Annotated in this window: 26 protein-coding genes and 1 pseudogene; 17 read left to right on the top strand and 10 right to left on the bottom strand. The window is 62.5% G+C overall.

Going from position 1 to position 20,748, the window contains the following annotated elements; genetic code table 11:
* Positions 1 to 164: 164 nt before the first annotated feature.
* Complete coding sequence (locus ACQP0C_RS42175; protein WP_433734886.1) at positions 165 to 560, bottom strand: hypothetical protein; 396 nt, start codon at positions 558 to 560, stop codon at positions 165 to 167.
* Positions 561 to 793: 233 nt separating this feature from the next.
* On the opposite strand from ACQP0C_RS42175, the gene ACQP0C_RS42170 reads away from it, so the two are divergent.
* The 3 genes from ACQP0C_RS42170 (at position 794) to ACQP0C_RS42160 (ending at position 2,770) form a co-directional block, all read left to right on the top strand.
* A complete protein-coding gene (locus ACQP0C_RS42170; RefSeq protein WP_433734885.1) occupies positions 794 to 1,189 on the top strand; it encodes a hypothetical protein in 396 nt (131 codons plus the stop codon).
* 583 nt (positions 1,190 to 1,772) lie between these two features.
* Complete coding sequence (locus ACQP0C_RS42165; protein ID WP_433734884.1) at positions 1,773 to 2,429, top strand: hypothetical protein; 657 nt, start codon at positions 1,773 to 1,775, stop codon at positions 2,427 to 2,429.
* Entirely contained in the window at positions 2,426 to 2,770 is a 345-nt protein-coding gene (locus ACQP0C_RS42160) for a hypothetical protein (RefSeq protein ID WP_433734883.1), read from the top strand. Before ACQP0C_RS42165 ends, ACQP0C_RS42160 begins: the two co-directional genes overlap by 4 nt.
* 125 nt (positions 2,771 to 2,895) lie before the next feature.
* Here ACQP0C_RS42160 and ACQP0C_RS42155 read toward each other — a convergent pair whose 3' ends face one another.
* Positions 2,896 to 3,243, bottom strand: coding sequence for a hypothetical protein (locus ACQP0C_RS42155; protein ID WP_433734882.1), 348 nt, complete (start codon positions 3,241 to 3,243; stop codon positions 2,896 to 2,898).
* Between the two features lie 203 nt (positions 3,244 to 3,446).
* Positions 3,447 to 4,439, bottom strand: a complete 993-nt coding sequence (locus ACQP0C_RS42150) for a hypothetical protein (RefSeq protein WP_433734881.1) — start codon at positions 4,437 to 4,439, stop codon at positions 3,447 to 3,449.
* Positions 4,440 to 4,616: 177 nt separating this feature from the next.
* On the opposite strand from ACQP0C_RS42150, the gene ACQP0C_RS42145 reads away from it, so the two are divergent.
* The 9 genes from ACQP0C_RS42145 (at position 4,617) to ACQP0C_RS42105 (ending at position 11,758) form a co-directional block, all read left to right on the top strand.
* The gene (locus tag ACQP0C_RS42145; RefSeq protein WP_433734880.1) at positions 4,617 to 6,314 is read left to right on the top strand and encodes a hypothetical protein; all 1,698 of its coding nucleotides are present in this window, start codon (positions 4,617 to 4,619) and stop codon (positions 6,312 to 6,314) included.
* A gap of 188 nt (positions 6,315 to 6,502) precedes the next feature.
* Positions 6,503 to 7,267: a hypothetical protein gene (locus ACQP0C_RS42140; protein ID WP_433734879.1), complete on the top strand. Its 765-nt coding sequence runs from the start codon at positions 6,503 to 6,505 to the stop codon at positions 7,265 to 7,267.
* 195 nt (positions 7,268 to 7,462) lie between these two features.
* Complete coding sequence (locus ACQP0C_RS42135; RefSeq protein ID WP_433734878.1) at positions 7,463 to 8,116, top strand: hypothetical protein; 654 nt, start codon at positions 7,463 to 7,465, stop codon at positions 8,114 to 8,116.
* Complete coding sequence (locus tag ACQP0C_RS42130; RefSeq protein ID WP_433734877.1) at positions 8,109 to 8,435, top strand: hypothetical protein; 327 nt, start codon at positions 8,109 to 8,111, stop codon at positions 8,433 to 8,435. Before ACQP0C_RS42135 ends, ACQP0C_RS42130 begins: the two co-directional genes overlap by 8 nt.
* A gap of 154 nt (positions 8,436 to 8,589) precedes the next feature.
* Complete coding sequence (locus ACQP0C_RS42125; protein ID WP_433734876.1) at positions 8,590 to 9,021, top strand: hypothetical protein; 432 nt, start codon at positions 8,590 to 8,592, stop codon at positions 9,019 to 9,021.
* 187 nt (positions 9,022 to 9,208) lie between these two features.
* The gene (locus ACQP0C_RS42120) at positions 9,209 to 10,306 is read left to right on the top strand and encodes a nuclease-related domain-containing protein (protein WP_433734875.1); all 1,098 of its coding nucleotides are present in this window, start codon (positions 9,209 to 9,211) and stop codon (positions 10,304 to 10,306) included.
* Positions 10,307 to 10,411: 105 nt separating this feature from the next.
* Positions 10,412 to 10,582, top strand: coding sequence for a hypothetical protein (locus tag ACQP0C_RS42115; protein ID WP_433734874.1), 171 nt, complete (start codon positions 10,412 to 10,414; stop codon positions 10,580 to 10,582).
* A 460-nt stretch (positions 10,583 to 11,042) separates the two neighbouring features.
* Entirely contained in the window at positions 11,043 to 11,315 is a 273-nt protein-coding gene (locus tag ACQP0C_RS42110) for a hypothetical protein (RefSeq protein WP_433734873.1), read from the top strand.
* Positions 11,312 to 11,758 carry a hypothetical protein gene (locus ACQP0C_RS42105; RefSeq protein ID WP_433734872.1) on the top strand — a complete coding sequence of 149 codons (447 nt, stop codon included), beginning with the start codon at positions 11,312 to 11,314 and terminating at the stop codon, positions 11,756 to 11,758. Before ACQP0C_RS42110 ends, ACQP0C_RS42105 begins: the two co-directional genes overlap by 4 nt.
* 143 nt (positions 11,759 to 11,901) lie before the next feature.
* Here ACQP0C_RS42105 and ACQP0C_RS42100 read toward each other — a convergent pair whose 3' ends face one another.
* Positions 11,902 to 12,165: a helix-turn-helix domain-containing protein gene (locus ACQP0C_RS42100; protein ID WP_433734871.1), complete on the bottom strand. Its 264-nt coding sequence runs from the start codon at positions 12,163 to 12,165 to the stop codon at positions 11,902 to 11,904.
* Positions 12,162 to 12,581 carry a helix-turn-helix domain-containing protein gene (locus tag ACQP0C_RS42095; RefSeq protein ID WP_433734870.1) on the bottom strand — a complete coding sequence of 140 codons (420 nt, stop codon included), beginning with the start codon at positions 12,579 to 12,581 and terminating at the stop codon, positions 12,162 to 12,164. The genes ACQP0C_RS42100 and ACQP0C_RS42095 overlap by 4 nt, the downstream gene beginning before the upstream one ends.
* A 70-nt stretch (positions 12,582 to 12,651) precedes the next feature.
* On the opposite strand from ACQP0C_RS42095, the gene ACQP0C_RS42090 reads away from it, so the two are divergent.
* Positions 12,652 to 12,861, top strand: a complete 210-nt coding sequence (locus ACQP0C_RS42090; protein ID WP_433734869.1) for a hypothetical protein — start codon at positions 12,652 to 12,654, stop codon at positions 12,859 to 12,861.
* A gap of 183 nt (positions 12,862 to 13,044) precedes the next feature.
* Here the strand turns inward: ACQP0C_RS42090 and ACQP0C_RS42085 are convergent, their stop codons facing one another.
* From ACQP0C_RS42085 to ACQP0C_RS42075, 3 genes and pseudogenes are all read right to left on the bottom strand, one after another.
* Complete coding sequence (locus ACQP0C_RS42085; RefSeq protein ID WP_433734868.1) at positions 13,045 to 13,251, bottom strand: hypothetical protein; 207 nt, start codon at positions 13,249 to 13,251, stop codon at positions 13,045 to 13,047.
* Positions 13,252 to 13,518: 267 nt separating this feature from the next.
* Positions 13,519 to 14,131: pseudogene (locus ACQP0C_RS42080) on the bottom strand (recombinase family protein).
* A gap of 194 nt (positions 14,132 to 14,325) precedes the next feature.
* The gene (locus ACQP0C_RS42075) at positions 14,326 to 15,615 is read right to left on the bottom strand and encodes a pentapeptide repeat-containing protein (protein WP_433734867.1); all 1,290 of its coding nucleotides are present in this window, start codon (positions 15,613 to 15,615) and stop codon (positions 14,326 to 14,328) included.
* Between the two features lie 1,012 nt (positions 15,616 to 16,627).
* Here ACQP0C_RS42075 and ACQP0C_RS42070 point away from each other — a divergent pair.
* Positions 16,628 to 16,885, top strand: a complete 258-nt coding sequence (locus tag ACQP0C_RS42070) for a hypothetical protein (protein ID WP_433734843.1) — start codon at positions 16,628 to 16,630, stop codon at positions 16,883 to 16,885.
* On the top strand, positions 16,882 to 17,397 hold the full coding sequence (locus ACQP0C_RS42065; protein ID WP_433734844.1) for a hypothetical protein: 516 nt from the start codon (positions 16,882 to 16,884) through the stop codon (positions 17,395 to 17,397). Before ACQP0C_RS42070 ends, ACQP0C_RS42065 begins: the two co-directional genes overlap by 4 nt.
* Positions 17,398 to 17,428: 31 nt before the next feature.
* Here ACQP0C_RS42065 and ACQP0C_RS42060 read toward each other — a convergent pair whose 3' ends face one another.
* The gene (locus tag ACQP0C_RS42060; protein WP_433734845.1) at positions 17,429 to 17,782 is read right to left on the bottom strand and encodes a hypothetical protein; all 354 of its coding nucleotides are present in this window, start codon (positions 17,780 to 17,782) and stop codon (positions 17,429 to 17,431) included.
* Positions 17,783 to 17,909: 127 nt separating this feature from the next.
* On the opposite strand from ACQP0C_RS42060, the gene ACQP0C_RS42055 reads away from it, so the two are divergent.
* Positions 17,910 to 18,464, top strand: coding sequence for a hypothetical protein (locus ACQP0C_RS42055; RefSeq protein ID WP_433734846.1), 555 nt, complete (start codon positions 17,910 to 17,912; stop codon positions 18,462 to 18,464).
* A gap of 95 nt (positions 18,465 to 18,559) precedes the next feature.
* A complete protein-coding gene (locus ACQP0C_RS42050; RefSeq protein WP_433734847.1) occupies positions 18,560 to 18,991 on the top strand; it encodes a hypothetical protein in 432 nt (143 codons plus the stop codon).
* A gap of 264 nt (positions 18,992 to 19,255) precedes the next feature.
* Here the strand turns inward: ACQP0C_RS42050 and ACQP0C_RS42045 are convergent, their stop codons facing one another.
* Positions 19,256 to 20,068 carry a hypothetical protein gene (locus ACQP0C_RS42045; RefSeq protein ID WP_433734848.1) on the bottom strand — a complete coding sequence of 271 codons (813 nt, stop codon included), beginning with the start codon at positions 20,066 to 20,068 and terminating at the stop codon, positions 19,256 to 19,258.
* Between the last annotated feature and the right edge of the window lie 680 nt (positions 20,069 to 20,748).

The following is a 20,748-nucleotide window of genomic DNA, read 5'->3' as shown; positions in this document are numbered from 1 at the left end:
GGCACCCATGAGGGCATGGCCGCCCGCGGCTGCTTCAAGCAACTGATCAGGCGAGCAACCGCGGCCGTTTCGGTTGCGCGAGATTGTCGGTCAGAACATCAACGCTGTCCTGTCAGCTGTTGGAATCAACGATCCAAAGCTCTTCCGTCAATCTTTTCATCGCTCTAGTCGATTCGCCCTGGCGCGCCTTCGTCATCGAGAGCTTCCATGTGGGCTCGCCCAGCGGGCGTGAGTCGAACAACCATCACCTTGCGAACGACTTCGTGGTCTCTCATGTAGAGCGGATCTTGTTGCGAGATCGGCAAGTTCATCATCTTGAACTCGACGAGTCCGCGGTTATGCAAGCTGCGGACGCTGCGACGCACGCTCGCCCATTCGGCCCGGTCGTTCGGATCGATCGATTTCATTAGGAGCTTGGAGACGTGAACCCATCTGGGGGAACCAGGAACACGGCCGAACATTGCGTCCATGTCCCTCCAGCCGAACAGCGGCTCCAAAAGCTCGATGCGCCGAAGATCCTGCAGGATCCAGAGCTGCAGTTGGCCTAGCCCCCGGGACATGGCTGCAGCGTAAGTGCATCCTTCCCTCATTGCTGCGTGATCCAATGATTTCGCCCACAAAAGTGGCCTTCACCTGCTGAAAAAGGTGAAGGTAGCACGTCTTTGGGGCCGAAGAATATTTCCCACTTGAGGACGGCAGGATGATCAGGCCGCAGCGACAGGTGCCCGAGGCTCGCGCGCTGGCGCGGCGTCGAATCCGCGCAGCCACGCAGGGCTCCGCGCAGAACTCGCACGTGACGCCGCCGCCCGCACCGCGTCAGCAGAAGGCGCCCGAGAACGTTCTCGACTCGGTCGATCGGCAGCTGTTGCGCGCTACGGCGGACGATTACACCTTGACGCGCTACCTGACTCTGCTGCGGTTCTTGCGATCGACTGTCTTGATGGTGGGTGGCATCGTCGTGGTGGCCGCGGCGGTTTTCGGTGTCGGTATTGGTGCAGCGCTGTATCTCGCGGGGGTCTCCCTGAAGATGACGGTGGGATTCAGCGCACTGGGCAGTGGCATCACAATCGGCGTGGCGACCTCCAAGGGCGGCGCCATCGTCAGGCTGGTGAAACGGGCGACTACTGGCAACGAGGAGACGTCGGATTCCCAGCCCGATCAGACCGAGAGGGCCGAACCGGCGAGTTAGCACTGCCCGGCCGGATCCAGGAACCCACCGTGACGGACATCAGCACCACGGTGACCGCAATGACCACTTGAGCGCCGAGGCTTCCGCGCCCGAATACGAGTACGCCGGCGACGGCACCGAAGGCCAGCCCCGCACCGACTGCGGAGGCAGCTGCGGCGATCTGCCACAAGCCGAGGCGTATGGCCAAGAGACCAACTGACTTCCGCATATTCAAACCCTAGGGCAACCTCATCTCCGGACAATTCCCGGAAGACTGAGAGCAGACGATAAAGACTCTGCGACCGTACCCGAGTCCCCCGGGCGCCGGAAAGACAATTCAACCCTGGCACCGGACTGCGTTGGGCGGCAACATGGTTCGCTGCCACACCCGGGTGGACGGCCTGGAATAGGCTCTGACCTGCGGGTGGGTGGTCGACATCGACTCCGATGTCATGTCATGATATGCGAACATATGTTCGAATCTATGGAGTCACGAGCGGCTGGCGAGCGACCTGACGGGTCGCCCGCAGAATCGCTTGCTGCCCTTCCCCGTGCCGCTCAGCTCGATGCTCTGCGCGCCCGGATGGCGGCCATTCCGGGCCGAGTGGGTGCTGACACGCGGCAACCGGCCGCGCCGAAGGTCGACCTACTCGCGGCCGTGCCGGGGGGCTTGGGTGAACTCCTCCCAGATGGAGGTCTCGCGCGCGGCAGCATCGTGGCGTGCACCGGCAGTGGCTCGGTAATGCTGGCGCTGCTGGCGGCCGCGACCGGCGCCGGCGTCTGGTCCGCAGTGCTTGGCGCACCGCGGATCGGGTTGTTGGCGATCCATGAGATGGGTGGCAATTTGTCCAGGCTGGCCCACATTCCCTGCCCGGGCGATGACCCCTTGGCCGTCGCGGCCGTGCTGCTCGAGGGTGTGGGTGTCGTCGCGATGGATGTTCCCGGATCCGTTCCCGCGTCGCCGAGCCGCACTCGCGCGGTCATCGCCCGGGCCCGTAGTCATGGCGCGGTCCTGCTCGTCACCGGTGATGGGTGGGCGCGCCCCGATATCGAGATCCGTTCCCGCGTCGCCGGATACGTCGGGCTCCGCCGCGGACGCGGCCTGCTACGGGAAATACACATTGATGTTCGGGTATCTGGGCGGGCCACGCGTCCTCGCACCGCGCGTGTGGCCTTGACCGGTGCTGGGCCTGAGCGCACCCAGTGGACGCGGGCAACCTCGGATATAGCAGTGCTCGAGCGTGGGGAGCGGACCGGATGAGCGGTGGTCCGTTGAGTCGGGATCCACGGTGGTCGGCGCTGCGTCGTGTCGAGCCGCCGCGGCGCGTGCTGGTGGATCCAAAACGTGTGTGGGTGCACCCGTTGCGGGATCGGCGCCGCGTAGATCCGCCGACTCTGGGTGAGAAGGCGGGGAGTCTGGATATCCGCTTGAATGACGAGTGGATGCCCGCCGTGCTCTACGCGTGGGCGCGCGTGGCGCTGGGGACGGAGCCGACGTGGTACGCGGAGATCGCCGCGGACTACCGCACTCGCTCCGACCTCGTCGAGGTCACTCTGCGCCACTGGGTGCCCTGGGATGCGGTCAAACCCGCTCCGGAGTAGCCGCTTGCCCGGGCGCTGGGCGCCCACGTCCTGATCCGAGTCGCTGAGCGGACAGGGTGCCGAAGCTCCTGCAGCAGCCTGACCTCGCATAACCCACACCGGCCAAATCTTGAAGAAGGGCACCGCTAGCTGCGGCGGCGGAGTACACGACGGATGCCGCGGCGCCCCGCATCGTGGAGGCGGGTCACGGTGCGTTGGAGCATGGCGCGGATGGAGCGCACCACCCCACGGACGAGGGCCCACGCGCGGAACCCGACCTTCACCGTGCACGTACCGATGGTCTGTACCGCGCGCCAGAGCCGCTGGCTTACCAGCAGTCGCAGCACGAGCGCGAAGATCCGCACCACCACGGAGAGCTCGTGCAGACCGAACTCCTCGAGCACGGCGGCCGCACCGCCGAGCACCACGATGACCGCCGGGACCACCCGACGGGCGCGCTCGACGGCACGGCGGCCGCGGCGGTTCAGGGGCATACCACCCGAATTCAAATCTCGCGTTGCTTTTCTCATAAATCCAGCGAAGCACCGGAAATTTGCTTATCGCAAATGTGAGAGCATTAACCATGCATTTAATGCATGATCCATTCAAAAAGGATGAATGGAAAGCCGAAGCCCGCTCAACGCATGAACATGAACATGAAAAAGTTTTTCATGAACATGAACATGAACATGACTCGTCATTCATGAACATGAATGTGGTCTTGTTGCTCGCCGCCGGTGATCGGCAGGGGCTCAGATAATTCGGGAACGTTTTTGAGGTTGGCGTACAGTTCGTACAAGTCCAGTTGCAGACCCTTTTTGCCCACACGATGCGCTGGCCGCGAAATTCCAGGGTCAGCCTGGCTAAGTGCATCCAGGACATAGCGCGCGGCGCGGGCACCATTCTCGGTCCATGTCTTGCGCTCATTCTTCGGCCATGTGGCATTCGGGTCTTCGAGGATGAAGTCGAGACGATTGAAATCACTATCGTCACCGAAGGGGCGGCGCATCGCGCTGAATTGCTCGCCGTGGTAATAGATCCGCGCGTCCTCGATGACCTGCAACGCCACGGCCGCGGTTTCGATGGTGGCGATGCCCCACTGTTCCAAGAGTCTCCACACGGCCTGTCGGCTCTGTTCGAGGATGGAAGGCTCTTGGGTCGGCATGCCTGGCATGCGGAAGGCGGGATCGAAGATCGAAAAGAAGTCCACCTCTTGCGAAGTGGACTTCTCGTCGAGGGGGTGCAGCTTACACACCTTGTCCAGGATTGATCGTATGTTGGGATGCTGCAACATCTTTGGCGTGCCAGCGAGCTGGACGATGCCCGCCTTGGACGCGGTCTGCTGTCCAGCTAGCAGCTCGGGGATGCCGTCCTCGTTGAAGTTGCGGTACTGCCGCACAAGGCTGCCGATGCGCTCGAGCGGCGCGACCTGACCTGGCGAGGTCACGATCCGCGACAGGGTAATGACGAGTCCGTGGTAGTACCACAACTTCGTCAGCGGTGCGTCGATGCCCCGCCTTTCGAATTCGATGCCATGCGCGTGGCACTGCCGGCAGGCCGCCTCGGCGATCTCTTCGGCGTCAACCCCCCGAGACTCGACGACGAGCCAAGGACTGACCGGATGGAGCTCTTTCACCTGAGGTGGACCGGATTTCCCGGCGCCAGCGAGAGAATCGAAAGAAGACTGCATGGCCGCAGTGTGCGGGCGAATAGCCGGGCAAGTCAATAGTTCATGCACCGGGTTCTGTGATTCATGCATCCGATTCATTCATCCCGTGGCAGATTCATGAATGAATTCATGAATAACGAATCCGATTCATGAATGTCACCCTTGTAAAATCAATCTCGGGAAGCGACCCTGAGGTTCGTGGACGATCAGATTTCTACTCCATATGGTCTAATTGACCCTATGCTTGCGGCGGTTGTAAGACAGACCGCCGAACTGGCAGCGCGCGCGGCGGTGTTTTCCCTGCACGAAGCACATCTGAAGCTGATCGACGTCCCTGGATCCGGCATTGATCCGGCATCGCTAGACAATTCACCATCATACAGGTGGTCTCAACTGATGGTGGAATTGTTCGGAGTACGACAGAACCAATTGCTTTACCGCGAATTGAGCCCTGACGGGGTCGTAGAGTGCGTGCAAGTAGCGACACTCTCTCCAGCAGGTTCGGAGCGTGTTGTTCGGGCTGTACTGGCAGCGGTCAGTTTGTTTCTTGTCGCCGAGGCCAATAGAACGCGCGGGCGAATCGAGCGTCTAGGGGCGGCCGACTTCAGCGAGGAGGTCTTCGATGGCCTCGAGGCGATCGAGGGTGTCCCGGCCGAGGTGGCTGCGCACTCGTTGCGTCTGCAGCAGACTGTGGCCAGCGGTCAGTGGGGGCAGATGTGTGTGCGTGCTGTGGCGCATCGGAACGATAGTTATGTCCGGGCGCGCCACATGCCGCCAGCTGTCGGCGCCGCCGCCGGCATCCCGTTCAAGCATCTCGATGCCCTTGTTGCCAGCCATGTGGCGGTCACCGGCTGCGGTGCGGTCGGTGCGCTGCGCACCGCTTCAGCGGCGCAACACCGAAAACCGGGTCGCCGCGACATCGACTTGGTGATTCGCAGCGAACCAGTTCGACTGAAATCCGCTGGTCCGGCCTTCGAGCACCTCAGCATGTACATGGTCCTGGTCTATGGCCATCTGGGGACTTACGCGATGATCGCGACGCCTGCCTGTCGAGCGCTCGACGGGCGGCATCGGATTTCGACGATATTTGCTACAGCGAACGGATTTTACAGATGTAAGGAACCAGAGCTCTTTCAAACAGTCGCACGGTCAGTTGTTTCCGACTGTTTCCACAAAGATCCGCCACTCAGCGATGTCTTGGATGTTTTGACGGAATCGTTCCGGCCGACGGAACCCGACTCGCCTTCGTCTGCGAAGAGAAAGACCAAAGACATTGGGGGAGCGGTGCTCACACATTTCCATTCGCTGATACGGCAGCGCCTCAGGACATCGGAGAATGAGTATAGAACCTGGTTTCGTGACCGCCACGCTGTCAAGGCTATCTCCATGCCAAAAACAGATGGGCATCCAAAATGCGACATCAACCGCCCGGAAGAGGTCGAGGCGCTGGTCATCGCTGCGAACGAACGTGGCGTAGGGTTCTCCGCCGACCTTCTGGACAAGCCTTTCGGATCACTCAATGAAGCTGTCCAAAAGGTGAGCCCGAAGATGAAATTGAAAGGCGGATTTCCGCAGGACTTTCAGAAGGAATTTGAGCGGACGCTCACGCTGACCAAGCCAGGGGGAAAGTTCGCCAAATCATGGGACAGTGCGATAAACAATAACGGTGTCCAGGACATTGTTCGCGTTTTCTCGAATGTCATGAAGAATATTTCTTGGATGCCGCCTGAGGTCGAAAACGAAATCGAAGGCGTTATCGGCGTTCACCTACAGGGATTGGACTCTGAACTCGATGCTGGGCACTCGATAGCGACCACGTGGAAATCCGGACCGAAAAGGGAAGGGCAAGAGCCCGAGACGAGTGCGGCCGGCGACTGGTCTGTCTCCGCGAGCTGAGGGCGGCACGGTGAACACCCATATCGCACGCATCGGCTTCTGGGAACACGCTTAGGTCGATCTACCGGCGGTTGGCGGCTGCTCGAAGCGTGTGCACCTGCCTGGCAAGGAGGCAGGGTGACTGGCGTTTCCAACACGGTTTGAGGGGACTGCCGCTCCTCGATAGCAGCGTGAAGTGCACATGCTTCATGCGGAAAGATGCGAAATTGAGGATCTTCTCGACGATCTCGGGCATTCTGACTGCCTTCGTATGTGCGGCTGTGCTTGCGGCTCCACAGGCGGCCGCCACGGACACCGACGTCAAAATTCAGGAGCAGTGTCAAACTCAGTACCCGGCAACCAGCAGCCTCAAGGCCGGCACCGCCTACCTTCTGGACGAACACAACGCCTACACGTGGCGATGTAAGCAGGATCCGATCGGCTCGGCCAAAGCCGTCACGGACCTCTCTGTCGATGTGCAGGCCTACTGCACACGACACAAACTCGGCAATGCCATGGCTCGCGACATCTACAACGCCTACTCCTGGAAGTGCGCCACAACGCCGATGCCAGGCAGCGGTGACAGTTGGATCGACTGCTCCGGAACGGCGGTCTGCACGAAGTACTGGTCGCGTACCAAGACCAAGGACATCAACAAGGAGCTGGGCAGCGCGAAAACAGCCGACAACACTGTGCAATACGCCGCGGCCGCGATCTGCGGTCTCGCCGGCTTCATGGCAGGCGGTGGCCCAGTATCCCCAGCAACAGGGGCCGCACTTGCCGGGGTTGTCGGCACCGCGTGCAAACAGGGCATCAACACGATCTTTCCCAACGACTTGAACGGACTCGACACCGCCACGGCCGCCGCGGTCACCGCCAACGGATGTCTGCAGGTCGCTTTCCCGAAAGATGGCGGCGCCGGGCCGCGGAAATGGAGCTACACCACTGACCACGGATACTGCTGGGACAAGTGACGGCTGTTTCCGTCCGAGGCGAGGTCACCATCGAGGTGACCCCGCCTCTGCTTCAGTGGGGTCTGGCCGCGAGAAGCCCGTTCATAATTCGGCCAAGCCGTAGATTCGGTGTCGGAGTGTCCGATTCGGCGATGCTAGACTGATGACAGTTTGGCAGTCTATGCTGTCGATATGACTCGGCGACTAGTGGTAGGGATGCTGAAGGGCGGTGCGGCCAAGAGCACCACTGCCTGCCAGTTCGCTATCTGGCTCTCTCTGCTGGGCATGGGCCCGGTCCTGGTGGCCGAGGCCGACACCGATCTGATGGCGCTGGAGTGGATCAACGCGGTCCGCGAAAAGCTTCTGGCGCTTGGCGGCGGGGATCGCCGGCACCGGATCGATGTCGTCGATATGACCCATGGGCTGGCCCGTCTGCCCGAGATGGAGCGCAACTATCGCTACTGCGTGGTGGATGTCGAGCCGAAGCGCGAGAAGCTGCTGCGGGAAGCGCTGTGGCGGCCGGAGCGCAGCGACAAGAACGGCAACCGGACGGATCTGATCATCCCGGTCAAGCCGTACCCGGCCGATATTCGCAAGCTGCCGCAGACGCTCGCCCTCGCGGCGGAGGTAGACAAGCACAACCCGGTGATTCCTCGCGTGCTGATGGTGCAGGTGCGAATGAGCGCGGGCCACGCCAAGGAAGTGCCCAACCAGCTCGCGGCGGCGGGAATCCCGACCTTCAAGACCATGATCATGTTGAAGGAGTCCATCGGCTACAGCTTCCGCACCACCTACGTCGATAAGTCGTACTCCGACGTGCTCGGCGAACTCGACATCGTTCCAACAGAAAAGGATTCGACCAATGGCTGAGCCCCGTGAGATCCGTGCAAGTGAAATCCAAGCGTCTGTGGCCTCGGCGTTGGCCAACGGACCGCAGCTCGCCCCTGCCTCCGCTCCGTCGGACAAGGAAGAGCTGCTGACGTGGACGTTGAAGATGGACCCGCAGCAGGCGGCCGACTGGGACAGCCTGGTCGCCCGGTTGGCGGGTGCCACGGGCAAGCGCGTCGGCCGGTCCAAGGAGGCCATCAACCGCCGTCACATGGTGGAGGCCTTGGTCAAGCTCGCCGAGGACGACACCGAGGTGTGGGACAAGCTCGTCGACGCGATTCGAACCGGGAAGCCGTCGTAACCAGTCGAACAAGAGGCCCGGAGCGCAAGCTCCGGGCCTTTTTCGTGCTCCGGCCTGGTGTCGGCCTGGATTTCGTCCCACATATAGACTGCTGACAGTCTGCATTGCTAGACTGTTAACAGTCGAATCGGACGTTATCTCAGGAGAAGAGACCATGTCGCAGCTCAGCACACTGATTCAGCCGACCCACATCGCTCGCACGCTGACGCACCGAATCGGAAGCGCAGCCGAATTCCTTTTCCGCACCCCCACGCTGCTGTTCGCGCTCTTCGCCGCCGCGACCGTGCTGCAGGGCGCACTGCTGTTGACCGTCAACCGCGCCCCCGCCGAGACGATGATCCCGATGACTATTACCGCGCCCCGCGTCGATGGATGCGTAATGCTCTGCGTGGAAGCCGATTCCGCGCCCTCTGATCCCGCAGCGGCGGCGGATCCGGCCCCCACCCCTGTCCTGAAGGCGCACTCGAATTCGACGGCGGCCGCGACCATGTCGACATCGCGCTGCTGGATGTTCTGCTCCGCACCGACGCCAGCGCCCGCTGGAATCGCCGACGACTCCAGCGCCACATGGAAATTGAACCTGTAGCGCATCGCACTTTCCGGGCCGCATCGCATCTGCCCGGAAACGGGCATCAACCTCGAACGATGGACCACCATGGATGTGGACCCGATGAGAAGTGTTGTGGCGCAACAAGATCGATGCCGAAAATTTGTCAGAGCCAGGCGCTATCGTGCCGAAACCACCGCAATTCAGACAAACCCGAAGGGGAGGGATGACCATGCTGGTCATCAACGGCGACCGCGAAATGCCGGGAACCGAGAAGAAAGTCGTCGGCTGGCTGCAGTCCCACTCGGCGAACCCGGCGATCGCGATATCGGGCTGCTACATCCCCGACCGCCGCGGCCGCCGCAGCGAGGAAGCCGACCTCGTGGTCATCACACCGCAGACCTGCTTCGTCATCGAGGTCAAAGGCATCCTCAAGCGCGCCAGCGGCGAGCTGGCCTGCCCGATCAACGCCCGCTGGCACCTCAGCGGCGTCACCGGTGACCCGATCCACGTGCGCGCCGGTGACAACAACCCGATGGACCAGGCGACCGGCCGCATGTACGACCTCAAGGCTCTCGCCGAACAGGCAGGCGGGCACGACCTGTTCGTCGCAGGACTGGTCCTGGTGATCCCGCACTACGGCACCACAGTGACCCTGAACAAGGGGCCGATGCCGGTCGGACGCGATGTGCTGCTGGGTGATCGGCCCAACGAGCTGCTGGCCCAGCTCTACCGCGCCGGTCGCCGCAGCGAAACCCCATGGACCGCGGACCTGGTGCTCAAGCTGCTCGCCGCCTTGGAAATCCGCGACGTCGCCGTCTCCTACACCGAACTGCTCGGCCTCGGCTTCCCGTCCGAGCACGCCCCGGCTGGCCGGGAGCAAGCGCCGGTCGCTGAAACATCGTGGGAGCCACCGCCAACCACCACCGCGTTGCCGCCGGTGACCTACGCCGACATCGACGCTGGCCCGACGGTCATCGAGAACCGCGACTTGGGGCGCACGGACAGCTACACCGCCGACGATTTGAACGACGACTACGCAGTGCCAGTCACAGCCTCGAATTCGAGCAGAAGCCGCGGCCGCCGAACGCCGGTGCGATCCGCAGTGGTGGCGGCCGCCGTCTTCGCGGCGCTCGGCTGCGGACTTTGGTACGTCACGGACGGCAGCAACTCCGACGCCAGCGACAACCCACCCTCTCCGAGTTCAGTCACTGAGCAAGCGCCGGCACCTGAGCAAGCCCCAGCGCCTGCACCGGCACCGATGACCGAAGCGGCACCGGCGCCCGCGCCAAAGGGTTGCTATCCGTTCCAACCGAACTGCTGATGATGTCGACCAGACGACATATGACACTGGGGCAGATCCGAAGGGCCACCGAGCTGCGCGCGATGGCCACACAAACTAGTCGGTCGCAAAGGATAGGCTGCGGTCGTGGTGAATGTCGGAGACAAAGTCCTGCTCGTGGTGGGCGGTGTGTCCGTATTCGAGGTTCTCGAGATGGACGGCGACCGCGCCGTCGTGGAGTCGGTCGAGAAGAACGCGCCGGGCTGTTTCCCGTTCAGCACCGAAGTTGCCATCCTCGTCCCCGCCGACCCAACCTGACGGACCCGCGCCGCTGTGGAATGCCCCGACCTCGACCTCCGGCTTATCTGGCAGAGACTGCGCTCCGGGCTGGCCATCGAAGCCCGCCGCGCGACATGCGAAAACCATTGTCAACCAAGGTGGTTGGCCGGGGCTGAACTCCGCTGAACTCTACAAGTACATGCAGATCGTGGACCGGTGGGACAACGCGCTGCAGGGTATCGGGCCGTAGGGATATGACCCCCCCGGTACACAAATGTCGTTACGAAAATAGATCGGCACCGAACCGGCTGCGCCGCAAGCTCTTCCAGCCTCTGACCAGCAATTTGACGACACTGCCCTATCGCGTTAACCTTTCCGCCCATCGGGCACACATGCGCCCATCCTGAGCTCCAGCCCCCGGCTGGAGCTTTTTTCATGTCCAGGTTCAAGGCCCTCGGCGATGCGCTGGGGGCCTTTGTCGTTTCTCGGAAGGGTTTTCATGTCGGTTGATGCGATCTCCGCCGCGTTGGCGAGCGGCGGTTGGACGGTGTTTTGGGTGCAACTCCCTGTGCTGGTGCTCGCGGTGGCGGTCATCATCGTGGCGACCACCGCGCTGTGGCGGGCCAGCCCGGAAGATATCCCTCGAATTTTCGAAGCCTTCGCGAAGGCGTTCGGCCGAGGGAGCGAGAACACCCCACGAGACGATGGCCAGCGTGAGATCGAGCGCGCACCGCGCCCGGCCGAGACCGAAGACGAGGAGCAGGCACTGTGAGCCGCCGCCGTAAACGCCACGACGCTCTTGCTGAGCACGTCGCCGACAGTTTCCTCGACACCGCCCTCCAGCAGGTGGTCGCGCCTAACGCGCTCCTCGAGGCATACCTCCACCACAGGGGGGCTCTCGAAACCATCGCAGACGAAGTGGATTACGACGTCAACGCCGTACGCATCGCGTTGCACTACGACATCGCCCAACTTCGCTCGACCACCGCCAGCGATGCCCTCGTGGCCTACCTCTACGAGGACGAGAGCCGAATCAGGCGCCGCTGCTCGATGTGCCGCGGTGTCCTGCCCAGCCGCCACAGCAAACGCGGACGGCCACGGAAATACTGCAGCAACGCATGCAAGCAGCGTCACTGGCGAAACGGAGAGATGCCCCGCAAACCCAACCGGGTTCGGGTCTCCGGGCGGCGGGGCGAACTCGGCGTCGATCTGTAGGCGTCGCCCGCAGCCCAACGGATTCGACGTGATTGTTGGACACCGTCCCGGTGCCTTGGATCCTGGCGATCCCGGCCCGACCGGGACGGTGTCCCACGAATTGATGGTTTCGAGACGCAGCCACATAGAAGGACAGGGGCGCTCTATTCGAATGTCGAGAGTCGGTTGGCGGCGCAGTCTCGATCAACTTGGCGTTCGCTAGGGAGGGATTCGTAGTAGCGGCGAAGCGATTCCGCGTCGATCAAAATCTTGGCGCCGTAGTAGCGGGCCGCGATCTGTCCTTCCCTGACCAATCGCCTCAGGGTGGACTCGCTCAGTCCGGTGGCTGTATGTGCTTGCGCCACGCTGTAGCTGATCTGCTGGATTCGCTCGGAATCGTCGGAGGCGCGTGCTCGATCGCTGCTCATGCGCCTCTCGATGCACGAAAGCGCCGGCGGCTGCGCTCGCTGAGCCCTGAGGGGTCCCTGGTCGGTGTGAAAGCGGGCACGGCCATCGAATCGATCGCATCCCGAATGTCTTGTGCGGCAACCCGCCATGCGCGACCTGCTTTGCGGGCGGGCAGCTTCCGCGCTCTGATTTGCTTGAGGTACCAGTCCTCGGTCACCGCAAGCATCTCCGCGGCTTGCGCGACCGTGTAGAGCCGGAGGCCTGCATCCGGTGGGGACGTGTCCTCCGGCGGCGTCTGGGCGGCCATCTGCGGAATTCGGCGTTCCAAGGCGCGCATCAACCGGGCAACCGTGTCTCCGTTGCTGGGGTCTGAATCCGTTTTCTGCTGGTCGCTGCACGCATGCATCGTGGTACCGACCTCGGAGCGGATAGGCATCGCCGAATGCTGCCATCTGCAAGCGCCGATGTCAGCCATTCTCATTTGAGCCGGGACAACAGTCGGCACGGTGCAGCGTCGCACCATCGTGACGCGCGCAGACCTGCGGAAGGTCGATCTCGCAGGCGTGCCACTCGAAGGGCTGCGCTGGTCGGAGCAGACCACCCAATGGCCCGACTGCTGGCGCGAACAGATCAAGGAGGACTCTGTGCACATCGAAAACGATGTGTACGAGATCCACTATGGCACCCACACACGAGGCCGAAACACGTTGGTGTGAGCCACGGCCGGGTTAAGCGTCCGTCGCAGCCTACGCGGCGGACGCTTCCCTTTCGTTTTCGCTAGCCAGACCAGGACTCGGACCCCGAACCCGCTGATCAAGAGTCAGCTGCCCCACCTCGAGGGGGGTTTCGGACAGCGCGGCTCGCAACCGAATCCGGCCGCGAGCCGCGAACCGAGCAGCTCAGCTGTTGGTGCCGCGGTAGGCGGCGGCGAACAACCCGAGCATGGCCACGAGGACGGTGATGGCCGCGGTCGCGTCCACCAGCAGGCCGGTTAGCGCCGCCGAGGCCAGGCTCAACGCCAGCGCGAGTAGCGGGTGAACGGGCGGATCTTCTGGAGAACCTGGCGGTCTGAGGGGTTGGTGGACCGGCGGCTTAGATACGCTCATCAGTACCTCGATGTTCTTTTGTCAGGGCATTTCGTGGTCGGCTGCCTCGTCTGGTGCAACAGACGGGGCAGCACTCGTTTTCGGCGAGCTCTGCCGAATCTAGTGACTGGTGAAGTTTTTTCGGGGTCAGGCGTGACAATACTTTGTTGTTTTTGCCGCCTCGAAGCGCGCCGTTCGGCATGCGCATGATTGCGCCTGTGCCCAACGTGTCCAAACATCCTGCGTATGAGGTAAAACAGCGTTGCGCATGAGTGGATTTGCTGAGTGCTAGCCGATGCCGGAAGTCGTGTTCTCGATGGCCACTCGGCCACTACTGCGGAGTTCGGGGAGGTACTTGTAGATGGTGCCGCGCGAGACTCCGAGCAGCCGTGCCACCGTTTCCTCCGGCCGGGTGAGGATGGCGCGGGCTTGGGGGATCTGCTCGACGGTCATCGCTGGTGGCCGGCCGAGGCGTTGCCCGCGTGCGCGGGCGGCGGCCAGCCCTCGTTGGTGCCGTCGACGATCAGCTCACGGATGAACTCCGCCAGCGCAGCGAAGACGTGGAACACCAGACGCCCCCGGGTGTGGTGGTATCGAGGGCTTCGTGCAGTGACCGTAATCCGATGCCGCGCTTACGAAGTCCGGCCACGATCAAGATCAGGTCCTGCAGACTGCGGCCGAGCCGATCCAGTGACGGCACCACCAGAGTGTCGCCCGGGCGCAGGTAATCCAGGCACGCCCACAACTCCTCGCGTTCGGCGTTCTTGCCGGACTTCTTGTCGGTGAAGATCCGCTGGCATCCAGCCGCGGTGAGCGCGGCGACCTGACGGTCGAGCAGCTGGCCCTTGGTCGACACCGACGAGAGCACCGCCACCGCCGATCGGATCGAGCGCATCACCATCGAGGGCAAGCGGCTCGGCGACGGCGAGAGTACGGGTTTGACCGGGCATGGCCCGGACTGTACGAGAAAGGTCTGACAGGACTTGTTGAACACCAATCGTTTTCGACACGTTTGTTGAACACCGATCCAGTTCGGCCGTCCTGACGATTCGACCCATCCGGGTCGGTGTTCAACAAACGAACGATTCTCGACACTTACGAGGCGGGTGCCGTCGGCACGGCCACGGTCGGTGGCCAATCCTGCGGCTCGACATTGGCGGGCTTCTGGCTGAGGTCCTGATCCCAGTCGAATACCGGTGCTGGCGGCCCCCATTGTTTTGGGGCAACGAATGAAACAGTCCCGCTACCGAAGCTCACCTTCATGAACCTGGCATCGCTGGTGAAGGTCGCATGGTGGAACGAGACGTCGCCGGTGAAGGCCGAACCTTTGAACGAGACGTCGCAGGTGAAGGTCGCACCGTTGAACCAGGCGCTGTGAGCGAAGGTCACATAGTGGAACCAGATTTTGCCGGTAAAGGTAGCGTCTCCGAACTCGGCGGTGCGGGTGAAGGTCGCCTCTCCGAACTGAACGTCGCCGGTGAAGGTCGCGTCGTGGAACCAGGCACCGCCGGTGAAGGTCGCATTCTGGAACCAGGCACCGCCAGTGAAGGTCGCACCGCCGAACTGGGCTTTGCGGGTGAAGGTCGTGTCTCCGAACTCGGCGATGCTGGCGAAGGTCGCGCGGCTGAACTCGGCAGAACCCGCAAACGTCGCATTGCTGAAATCGGCACCTTCCAGGTAGGCATTGCGGAAGTCGAAATCGCTTGTTGACCAGCTGTATTCGGTGGGTGGGCGGAGGCGGTTGGCAATGACACGGAGGATGGTCGCGCGGACTTCCCGGTCGTTCTGCCGGTACTCGATGTGCTCTTCTGTCTCGCCGCGAACTCGCCCATGGTCGATCCGGGGGGCTTTGACCACGAATTTGGTGCGCCCGCTAGCACCGTGCTCGGTATCGTAGGGCAGACGGAGGTATCCGCACAGCACGTCGATGCATTGCTGGCGGCGCAGGCCTTCGGATTCGTCGGCGACGCCGGCCATGGCATAGACCCCTGCGATACGGACCGCGACATCGGTGGCACCGAGTTGGGCGGCCGCAGCGCCGAAGCGTTCGACGAACCGACTCTGCTCGAGGTCGCGCTGGCGGCGGTAGGCGATGACCAGCGCGACGACGCCGCCCACGCCGGCGACGACGGTCAACGCGATACGGGTGACGTCGATCTCGGCCGCGGTCTTGCTCACGTCGACGGGTGTAATCCACCGAAGGAACCCGTAGGCGGCGACGGCCACACCCAGGCCCGCAGCGAGAGCGAGTAGGACCGCGGGCAGCAACTGGATCCGTCCCGTGCGGCGCCTGAGCGACGAGCGGGAGTCTTTAATCAACCACGTGCGCAACGCGGTCGTGGTTGAACGTGCCTGCGCGCCAATGGCGCTCACCCGCCCGGACATTGCTCAATTCTGCTCGACGCGATGTCCTGCCACCGAGCACTCCGTTCACTCCGATGCTGAGCAGCACGTTCGAGTGTCGAAGAACCGATCAATTCTCAACAGCTACCGGCGGGGGTTGGCGATGTCTAAATGCTATGGAAGATGACGGTGCAACAGGCGCGCCTATATGTACCAGGCGGAACCCTCGAATCGAGCGCTGCGTGTGCTCGATTCGCGTCTGGGAAAGCCGGTAGTCGTTGCAGGTCAGGGGCATTTGTTGAAAGCGCTTATCGACAATCCGCCCCTGACCTGGTGTTTGCTAACCCAATCCCCTTGATTTGCTGGACGTTTGCTAAGCTCATAAACTTTGGCGTAGCACATAGACATGCTCGGCGGTGGTGGGCAAGACTGGCAGGTATCCCGCTCAAAAGGGTGCTGCCCCCGCCTGTTCCAGCAGGCGGAGGCAGCTGTACGTCCAAATGTCCGATCGCGAAACCAGTACATAGGAGCGCTTGTGAGCGTAACGCCGCCTGACGAACAGGCATACCCCTCTAGCCCCCCGGATCCGCCGGAGAGAGATAGCGTTCATCCATTGCTGGCGCTACTTCTCGCCGTCCTCCTTGCGTCTACGGCGGGCATCTTGGTCGGCTGGGAGGCCGCTGTGACCGTGCTGATCGCAGTGCTGGGCTTGTTCGTTGCCTACCGAAGCTCCAGGTCCTGATCCAGCTATAGAACGAAGGGCGCCCGGAAATGCCGGGCGCCCTTCGTGGTTTGCTCAGGCATCGGCGGGGCGTTACGAAAGTTATGTGTGTCAAGTTGCACCTGCACGCCTGCCGATTGACCTGCGCATTCTCGTTCCTGCAGCCGCTGTCGGGACTTGTGTTCCCAATGCGCTATATTGATCTCGCTGGGCATAGTTGTGCCCCGGGAGTCTCGGTCACCTGACCGGGACTTTTTTCGTTTCAGCACACCAAGATTCACCCACCAAGCCCTCGGCGCTACGCCGAGGGCTTTTTTCGTGTACGGAGGTGCCTTGTCCACCCATATCTCGGTCGTCTCGTCGCTCCTGGCGGCGGGGCTGTGGCCGTTGCTGATCCTCGTCCTCGCCGTGGTCGGGATAACCGCTGTTGCCCTGCTACGGGCGGAGAAGCAGGATATCCCTGCGGTCTTCGCGTCCTTTGCTCAAGCTTTCGGGTTCCGCAGAAGCTCCGGAGGCCCGGTGATTCATGGCGGCGACGACAAGGCGACCGCGCCTGTTGAGGAGACGGACCGGCCCGAGGAGGCATTGTGACTCGCCGTCCTGTCCGCCGCGACCGAATCGAGGAGCGAGCCGCCGACAACGTCGACATCATCGAGTTCCGCGCAGCAGCCACCGAGGCGATCAGCAGCGTGAAGTGGAGCGAGGGCGTCGAGCCGCCGACCATCGAACAGCTGAGCTGTTTGATTGACGGCCTGGCTCACAGTGATCTCGTCGGCGGCGAGGTCGCGCTCGATTGGCTCAAAACGGTGGCTGACCGTCTGGAATTCACTGGCCCTGTCGGGCCCGCACGTATGGAAGTGGCGCGCAAGCTGGCGCAGATCCGTCTCGGCATAGGTGCCAAACACAAGTCGGACGGATTGATCTGGTGCGACTGGCACGGCTACACCGAGCCACTCGGCTTCAAGGCCTGTGCAGCGTGCCCGTGTGAAATGCCGACCGGGCGCGTCTACGGCCTCGACGGGATAGGCCGCCCGCGACGGCACTGCACCAACGCCTGCCGACAACGTGCCTACCGGCAACGTCTTCGGGACCGGTTCGCCTGAACGGCCCATCCGTCAGACGTTCGGATCAGACCTATCTTTCGAGCATCGTGAACGAAGAGATCCATTGGTCGATTTCGGTGTCTTTCCGCAGCCTTCTGACAAGATCGTCGAATTTGGGGTACGAGTGGGCGGTCACGCTGATCGTGCGCCGGGGTGGCTCGTTCCTCGTCGAGAAGAACCAGTGATTCACGTGCATCACCTTGACCACCAGTACGGAATCGTCGCTTTCGAAGGTGAGTTCGTCGCCGACGCGAGGTAGCGACAGCGCGTTGACGGTGAAGTCGACACCGTCGTCGCGCTCTCCATCCGCAGGAACAAACACGTGCAGGTCGTATCGAACCGGCCCCATGAGAGAGGTGGGCGCGGGATTCTGTTCGGTTGTCACCCTCCCATCGTGCGGGAAGCCGCGTCGTGTATGCGGCGAATTACGTTGCCCGGCCGTGTGTTCCGCATTGTCTGTCAGGGTGTCTCTGAAACGGTTTTCTGTCGGTGCACCGGCGGATACTCAACCCATGACCACGAAGACGGCACCCTGGTTCGGTCGAGTTCTCAAGTGGCACAAGATGCTTGATGGGCACGCGTGCGCTTACCGCGGTCGCGTGTACACGATCGTGAAGCCCGAAGGCGAAGAACGCTGGCACTTCACCGTGAACCCGGACTACCCCGCCGCCGAACCGTTGTCCCGGTGTGGTGGTCCCGGGCTGGCGAGGTCGCTGGAACGGTCGCGCCCGCTGGCTGAGGCGTGGCTGCTGGTCGATCCCGCGGACCGCATCGCGGGTGCGCCGAACTTCATGTACGCCGTGCGGGGTGACCGCCCGGGGTTCGGCGAACTCGGAGAGTTGATTGTGTGGACCGACGCTGACCAGGGACTGCTGCGGATCTGCCGCAGTGTGCCGTGGTCGCCCGGTGACCCGAAGCTGCCCGGCCCGCTCGTCGCGACAGTGCAGCCCATCTTCCACCGCGGCGGCCAGATCACCCACTGGCGCACCGCCGGGCCCGACGGTACACACTGGGACAACTCCGCGTACTGGTGTGAGGCGTGCCGTCTGGTCGAAAGCCGTGCCTGACTGGGGGATTACCGCCACTTTGCCCCCTTGTCGGCGGCTAGAATTCGAACATCCATTCCCGGAAATTCCACCGAACCGGCCCGTACCCTTGCCGCGTGACGTACGACCCTGACGAGAAACTCGAGCTCACCGACGACGGCTATCTGCCCAATGGCGCGGACGTCGACGGCATGATCGCCGAAGGGTGGGAACAAGAACTCACGGCTGTCTGGTGCACCTACCACTACTACGGGGAAGGCCCTCCACTCCCCGACGTCGAGAGTTCGGACTCGCAGGAAGGCGTCCCCTCCGTCAACGAGTTTCGCCGCCGTCGAATCACCGAGAAGGAAAAATACGCCGCGGTCACTCCTATCCAAGCGTTGGCAGCCAACGCCCGACTGGTCGAACTGCTCATGGATTACCGCTTGAGCGTCATGGAAGATGCACGCTTCGACGGGAGGAGCTGGACCGAAATCGGTGACGCCCTCGGCATGACCGACCAGGCCGCATCCGACTGGCATCAGCAGAATCGCACCGACACGCGATAGCGCTTGCAGTACAACCGAATTCGTCCTGACCAGCGAATAGTCCGGTACGGGGGATCGTCGATGTCCGAGCACGTGCCCAGGCAGTGGCGTCAAGTCGCCGGCGGTTTCCAGATCATCCCGGGAACGTCTGTCCGAGCGTCTATTCCGAGCACAGACCCCGTGCTAGCGGGGGCGTCGCCTACAACGGAGACGTCGCGGAACTATACGCCGAGGCCGAAGGCATCACGTTCGGCAGTCGCACGATGAAATGGTCCCGTCAGCCCGCTAGTCACTGCCCTGCTCTCGAAGGAAATCGTCCAGCCAGTCCTCGCTGCGGTTGACCACTGCGGCAATCATCCCCATGGTCGACTGGAGTGCGGGCTGTCGCTGCGTCGACTCCTCGTCCGGCTCATGGTCGTTGGGTGTCTCGCCTTGGTTGGCCTTAAAGAACTTCATCCGCTCGATAGCGGGCATCCACACCGCCGCGGTCCGGTCCTTCTCGTTGAAGTACGCCCCGCCCCGTTCGATCACGATCTCCTCGGCGACATCGGAGTCGAGCGCCACGAGGGTGTTGTGTAGCCAGGGGTAGCGATTGTTGCGGAAATCGGGATCGCGATTCCAGTTGGCGAAGCCGAACGTGGCCGTGGTGTGCGGGTCTTCGCCATGGTCGGCCGTCCATGCACGCTCAAGCGAGGCCATATAGCGGCTGTAGTGCTCGTCGACGACGCCGTCGTCTCCGGCCTGCAGCGGGATGACTTTCTCGACAACAGGACGACGTCGGGGGTCTCGTGGATCGAAGGTGACGTGTCGTATCTCAGAGTCCGCCACTTGCACTCTCGCCATAGGTCGGCGGGGGAGCGGTCTGCCCGAGGCCAGGTAGTCGACGAGATTCCCTTGCCGGGCATTCAATTCGATCGACCAGTCCACGTACTGGTCATTCCGGACGCCGTACCTCACGTAAAGCTCGGCAGCGGTATCTCCGTTAGTGGGTCCCAGCTCACCAACGAACTCGTTGTACTCAAGACCTAGCGGCGGCCGATATCGCCGGATCTGCTGTTTCTTGTACGGCTTGTTCCCGCGGCTTTTTCTGGTCGACATGGCCGCCGAGCTTACGACGAGTCGCCGACACCTCCGTTGAGATTCGGCCTCGCGCGACACCGACCGCGCATCCGACACCCCGTCGGTGGACTCGAACCCTGAACCCCTTGTAAGTCCTAGCCGCCGTTGGCCGGAGGTGGTGGGCTCCGCTGCCGACGGCGCCCACCGGTTCACCCCGATGCTCGAACCACATCACGCTCTGCGTGAGTCCGGGGGCAGAGCGTCCCGCTACCAGGAAACCGCTACTGCGGGACTTAATAAACCACGGGTGGTCGGGTTCAACAAACTGTGTTGGACGTCAAACACTTCCAACGTGCATCACCGCTGGTCGTGGCCTTCAATCTCCGTGGATTGAGTGTTGGATATCTATCTTTCGCGAGTCGGGCAATGGAGTTGGACCCGATGCGGCGGCCTCGAATTCGGTGTTATCGCAACGTGATTCTTGGACTGTGTTGCTATCGGACGGTTTTTGGTTCCCGACTATTTACCGGCCCTTGCCTGGGCTGCTTGGCTCGTGGTTGCGCCTGCGGCTTCGTGTCGCGGGGGTGGCCAGGCCTCGCGCACTGCCGATGCGTGGGGTCCTGGTCTTCGAGTCCCTTTGTGCTCGAACCACATCCATTGCGATCGGTCATAGGTGCCATCGGCACCTATGACCGATGAACATCCGGGAAGGAACCTCG

Origin of the sequence: Nocardia sp. CA-129566 (genome assembly GCF_050956075.1) — a bacterium.
In the GTDB taxonomy this organism is placed as follows: Bacteria; Actinomycetota; Actinomycetes; order Mycobacteriales; family Mycobacteriaceae; genus Nocardia.
This window is presented reverse-complemented; position numbering and strand designations above follow the sequence as displayed.